Genomic DNA, 5604 nt, shown 5'->3' with positions numbered 1-5604 from the left:
GCTCTCTAGCAATCCTCTGCATCTCACCCGAGGATAAACCATCTGCATTTGTTATTACACCAGCCGGATTACCTGATAATTTTTTCTTCGTAAATGAATCAATTTGATATAATCGGTACTTTCTTTCCATGTCATTTTCCACCTTTAATATATTTAATTTTTGGTCCTTTATACTATCTTTAATTCTTATTATATTAAAGTTCCCCCGTTGCTTCTATAAGGAGCTGGATAGAAATGTGGCGATACCCCATCGCTATCAACCTAAAGATTTATTGCAACCCCTAGAACGAAATTTTTAGGATTTCTTGTAATAAAAAAGGATGTTTTATTATTTTGACTGTCTGTATATAACTTTTCCATGATTTATAAAACCATCTTACGAAACCGCCTCCTATTACAGAACTTGCCCTATATATTGGGGAATCTAATTTGGAATGTACCTAACTTAACCCTTTAGTATATAATAGCATTTAGAAAATAAAGGAAAAGATCTGTTTTTAATTATAGCCCTAAATATTTCTCAGTGTGTATTAGTATATAAAGAAGGACTAATCAAATTATAGATAGGGAGAAAATTAAATTGAAAGTGTTTAATAAACAAGTAATTCGTTTTATTATAGTGGGATGTACAAATACCCTGAATTATTACATATTCTATCTTTTATTAAGTCAATTAATAGGGTTAAATTATTTATCAGCACATATTATTGCTACTGGAATAGGCATAATAGGTTCTTTTTTTCTGAATACGTACTTTACTTACAAAACAAAACCGACTTTAAAGAAATTTTTACAATTCCCACTAACATATGCTGTTAACTTTGTAGTTACAACAGTCGGCATTTATATTTTAGTTGACTTAGTAGGTTTAAATGAAATAATTTCACCTTTCCTAGCATCAATGACTGCGATACCTTTTACATATATTTTATCGAAAAAAATATTAGTTACGAAATCCGAAAGAATAGTATAAAGAGAAATTGACAGAGGAAGCAAAATTTTTATACCTAATGAAACATGTAATGGATGAACTGACTGCGGATTTAGAGTTGAATAATAGTAAAGGCTGGTCTCTTAGAAAACGGCTTTTAAAATAATAATTAACAATATATTCCTATTTACCTATAAATCCAACTACAATCGTTAGGTTTGCTATTTCAACCTGCAAAATTACAGCTGTGAACATTCTCTAAAATTTAGAGATGTATAATAAAAAATAGCACCAAATGCCCATCCACCTAAGGATGCCAATTTTCTTATTTGGGGGTATTTGCTTTTCTTAGCTTGATAGCGATATAGCGGCTCCCCTTTTAGAATAGTAGAGTATAAACATGAAAAAACTCCTAACAAATTTTGTTATGAGTTTTTTAAAATACATGATATTTTATTTGTCAATATTTCTTCAATCTTCATTATTGATTTCTATTGTGCCTGTTCTAGCACTAACCTTTAAAATATTTAACAGATTATCAGGTGTCTTGATTTCCAATTCATATTCAAATTTAGATTGTGCTAAGTTGTCATCTTCTAATTCGAATTCTTTTTTCACATTAATAATTTCTCCATTTGTATGAGCTAAAGAAATTTCACGAACTTGTTTCTCTGTGTAGTTTTCATTCTTTTTTGCATAATTGTAACCCATACCATAATATCCACCAACAATAGCAATACCACTTACTAAAATAGCAATTACACTTATAATTATTTTCTTTTTATGTTTTAACATTTTCATCCACTCCTTAATGATTAATCATCTATTCCAAATCTTGCTTCAAGTGCATTTTCTGCTTGCTCTAATTGATCTTCAAGTATATCTTGTTCTCTTTCTTGTATTTGATATTGTTCAACAGTTATCGTTCCAGCATAATAATCTGCTTCTAACTGATCTTCAGATAGATCTATCTTGTCATCTAATTGGTCAATTTCTTTTTTTGCTGCTAAGTACGTATTTAAGTTATCTTCTTTTGCTCCAACTGGTTTCGTGTTATTTGCCTTTTCTACAATAGATGTAACTTCGTTTTTGAAATCTTGTGTTTGCTTAGTATCATTCATAGCAGGCCCTGTTTCGTGTGGTTCTTGTTGTAGTTGAGCACCTTCCTTTTGTGATTTATCATTTTCTACTTTCAGTTGTTGCACTTCTGTATCGTTATCAGCTTGAGTAGAACAAGCTGTTAAAAATAAACAAGACATTGCTCCAATCATCATCCATTTTCCCATTATGTTCTCCTCCCTTTACATGTGCACCTTATCCTTGTCTTTATATTACTGAACAAACATTAAAGGAAGATTAATGTGCAAAAAATAAAATGATATAATTAAATAGTTTCTAATCTTTCTTTAATGTTTTGGAATTATAGTGATACATATAAATAAGAAGAAAAGGAGAATGTTAATGCGAGTTCTTATTGTCGAAGATGAACAAGACTTACAAAATATATTGGTAAAACGATTAAATGCAGAATATTATAGTGTCGATGGATGTGGGAATGGAGAAGATGCTTTGGATTATATAAGCATGGCTACCTACGATTTGATTGTGCTTGACATTATGATTCCCGGAATAGATGGTTTACAAGTATTACAAAGATTACGCGCGGACAATAATACAACACCTGTCTTGCTTCTTACAGCTAAAGATACAATTGATGATCGCGTAACAGGACTCGACTTAGGTGCGGACGATTATTTAGTAAAGCCCTTTGCTTTTGATGAGCTGTTAGCAAGAATTCGAGTGTTGATGCGAAGAAAAACAGGAAATACATCTAACGTGTTTGAAATCGCTGACCTAGTGGTGGATTGCAATATGCATAAAGTAACAAGGGGCGACCGAGTTATCAATCTTTCCAGTAAAGAATTTGCTATTTTAGAATATATGATTCGTAATAAAGAAGTTGTGTTGACACGAGATAAAATTGAGCAACATGTGTGGAATTACGACTATGAAGGTGGCTCGAATATTATTGATGTTTACGTCCGATACCTTCGTAAAAAAATTGATAGCCAGTTTGAAACGAAGTTAATTCATACGGTACGAGGTACTGGTTACGTATTGCGAGTAGAATCATGAAAAGACTATCAATAAAAATGAAAGTGACCCTGTGGTATACGGGGCTAATTGTAATTATTATGGCACTCGTGTTATCTTTTATTTTAACTTCTTCAGATAAAGTTGTGCTCTTTAATATGAAAAATCAATTGAAGAGCACAGTAAAAGAAAGCATTGAAGATATCGAATATAAGCATGGACAGTTAAAGATGGACGATGATTTTGAAACCTTAGAAGATGGAGTAAATATCTTCATTTATAGTAAGCAAGGTGAGCTACTGGCAGGACATAGTCCAACAGGATTTAATAAAAAGGTATCGCTTAAATCCGATGAAATACAAACCATTAAAGACGGTAATAAAGAATGGATAGTATATGATTTCCTCCATAATGTAGGCGGCGATGAGCAAGTCTGGGTTCGTGGAATAATGACCATGAATCAATTATCATCGACCATGAATACGCTTATTGTGGTAACACTCATCTCATTTCCATTACTTATTCTCATTGCGGCAGTGGGTGGATATTTTATTACGCAAAGAGCGTTTCGACCTGTGCAACAAATGAGTGATTCAGCCAGTGAAATTGGTGATGGTAAAGACCTTTCGAAGAGAATTAATTTACAAGGTTCATCGAAAGACGAAATGTATCATTTAGCACAAACCTTTGACAAAATGTTTGAGCGATTGGAGACATCATTCGAAAGTGAAAAACAATTTACATCTGACGCATCTCATGAATTAAGAACACCAACATCTGTTATTATTTCGCAATGCGAATACGCTTTATCGCAGAGGAATAATCCGAAAGAAATGGAAGAATCGTTAGAAGTAATTTTAAGGCAATCACGTAAAATGTCCGCGTTAATCTCGCAACTCTTATTATTAGCAAGAGTTGACCAAGAAAAGCATAATACTTTTCAATTCGAATGTATCAATATGAGTGAATTAACGGAAATCGTTGTAGAAGAGCTTTCATTAATGGTTCAAGAAGCTTCGATTAATATAACAACTAATATAGAGGAAGACCTGTTTATTAAAGCAGATCAAACATTGATGATGCGTTTATTAATGAATTTACTAACGAATGCGATTGCTTATAGCAAAGCGAACGGCACTGTGAATATGCAACTGTTCCGGGATGAAACCAACATAATAGGTAAAGTCTCCGATAATGGCATAGGCATCAGCGAGCAACATATTGCGAAAATATGGGACCGCTTCTATCGAGTTGACGCAGCACGAACATCTTCAAACAATGGAAACACAGGTTTAGGATTGTCGATGGTAAAATGGATTATAGAACTACACGGAAGAGAAATTACCGTTGAAAGTAAATTAGGAGAAGGCAGTACTTTTACATTTAAACTACCAATTGAAAAACGAGCATAATGTATGCTCGTCTGTAGCTTCAGAATAAAGATTGATTAAAAAGCTCTCTTCAACCCTTATTTAAAAGTAATTACAAAAACTCCATTTTGAAAAAGAGTGATCAAAATGGAGTTACTCTTTTTAGCTATATATGAGATTTTATAAAACCATCCACTTAAATCTATTTTCCAAATATACCATTCAACACTCTGAAATATTCTAATCAACATAATCACTCAATTAACTAAAAAAGTCGGTTAATTGCATAACGCTTTTCTAACTTTTCTTGCGAAATTTAGTGGATCATCAACGTCTTCGATATTAACGTAAATCAAATTTGGATTATCACATAACCACTCATTGTGTATAGACGAAACTATTATTCCTTGTTTAATAATTGTAGCAACAAATTCAGTAACTTCCTTTTGCAAGAGTGCTACCCGCCCTAGACATAATGCCCGTCCAGTTTTATTATCTCGTGATTCAAATGAGAAGGAAGTTGTTACTCTAAAACGTTTTCCCAAGATTGTTGCGCGTATTTCATCCCGGTTTATTGTTGCCACGCATTTCCCACCGGCGAATCCTTCTTGGCCACCGATAATTCTTGCAAACTGTTGACAAATTGATTCCTCATTAATCGCCATACCTTTAATCATCCCCCCTTTTACTGTTAGGTTATGAATGAATACATAGGTCTGAAACGGTAATGAATCTATTCTATTATAAAAAAGATGATGGCAATCTAACGAAATCTGTTAGCTCAAGTATTCTTGATCACATGAATTGTTACCCGAGTTTAAATGGTGCAGAATTTTTTGTTTTATGAACTATAAATTTTTATAAGTAAAACCCCAGAAATCCAAAGGTCTCTGGGGCTTCATTATATATTTAGCTCTTTTTGTTTTTTATTTTGCTTATGTCTATACAGCGATTTTCGACTTATGAGAGAAATCAGTAATAAGATCAGTATTAGTACGAAAAGTTGCATAAATGATAAATCAAAATATTTAGCACCTGTAACTATTAAAAGTGTAGAAATCGTACCTTTTACAATGAAAAAAATAATAATCCATAATCCGCCTTTTTTCCAGTTCATTTTTATTTTACCCTTTCCTACGTATAAATTCTTAAATGTGACACCTTAATAGCTTTCCTACGTATAAATTCTTAAATGTGACACCTTAATAG

Annotated in this window: 8 protein-coding genes; 3 read left to right on the top strand and 5 right to left on the bottom strand. The window is 32.5% G+C overall.

What is annotated here, in order from left to right:
* On the bottom strand, positions 1–130 hold a 130-nt coding region (locus AC1DTM_RS17250; RefSeq protein ID WP_477000552.1), incomplete at its 3' end, for a PhzF family phenazine biosynthesis protein.
* A gap of 450 nt (positions 131–580) precedes the next feature.
* On the opposite strand from AC1DTM_RS17250, the gene AC1DTM_RS17245 reads away from it, so the two are divergent.
* The gene (locus AC1DTM_RS17245; protein WP_002199977.1) at positions 581–973 is read left to right on the top strand and encodes a GtrA family protein; all 393 of its coding nucleotides are present in this window, start codon (positions 581–583) and stop codon (positions 971–973) included.
* Positions 974–1402: 429 nt separating this feature from the next.
* Here AC1DTM_RS17245 and AC1DTM_RS17240 read toward each other — a convergent pair whose 3' ends face one another.
* Positions 1403–1726, bottom strand: coding sequence for a PepSY domain-containing protein (locus tag AC1DTM_RS17240; protein ID WP_002110675.1), 324 nt, complete (start codon positions 1724–1726; stop codon positions 1403–1405).
* A gap of 20 nt (positions 1727–1746) precedes the next feature.
* On the bottom strand, positions 1747–2217 hold the full coding sequence (locus tag AC1DTM_RS17235) for a hypothetical protein (protein ID WP_088099247.1): 471 nt from the start codon (positions 2215–2217) through the stop codon (positions 1747–1749).
* A gap of 175 nt (positions 2218–2392) precedes the next feature.
* Here AC1DTM_RS17235 and AC1DTM_RS17230 point away from each other — a divergent pair, with 175 nt between their 5' ends.
* Together AC1DTM_RS17230 and AC1DTM_RS17225 are read left to right on the top strand one after the other, a co-directional pair.
* A complete protein-coding gene (locus AC1DTM_RS17230; RefSeq protein ID WP_002161191.1) occupies positions 2393–3067 on the top strand; it encodes a response regulator transcription factor in 675 nt (224 codons plus the stop codon).
* On the top strand, positions 3064–4437 hold the full coding sequence (locus AC1DTM_RS17225) for a sensor histidine kinase (RefSeq protein WP_477000551.1): 1374 nt from the start codon (positions 3064–3066) through the stop codon (positions 4435–4437). The genes AC1DTM_RS17230 and AC1DTM_RS17225 overlap by 4 nt, the downstream gene beginning before the upstream one ends.
* Before the next feature lie 236 nt (positions 4438–4673).
* Here AC1DTM_RS17225 and AC1DTM_RS17220 read toward each other — a convergent pair whose 3' ends face one another.
* Both AC1DTM_RS17220 and AC1DTM_RS17215 read right to left on the bottom strand, forming a co-directional pair.
* Positions 4674–5060: a DUF1259 domain-containing protein gene (locus tag AC1DTM_RS17220; RefSeq protein WP_016105355.1), complete on the bottom strand. Its 387-nt coding sequence runs from the start codon at positions 5058–5060 to the stop codon at positions 4674–4676.
* Between the two features lie 236 nt (positions 5061–5296).
* Positions 5297–5512: a hypothetical protein gene (locus tag AC1DTM_RS17215; protein WP_016105356.1), complete on the bottom strand. Its 216-nt coding sequence runs from the start codon at positions 5510–5512 to the stop codon at positions 5297–5299.
* Between the last annotated feature and the right edge of the window lie 92 nt (positions 5513–5604).

It is taken from the genome of Bacillus sp. P4_D3, from assembly GCF_056401855.1.
This window is presented reverse-complemented; position numbering and strand designations above follow the sequence as displayed.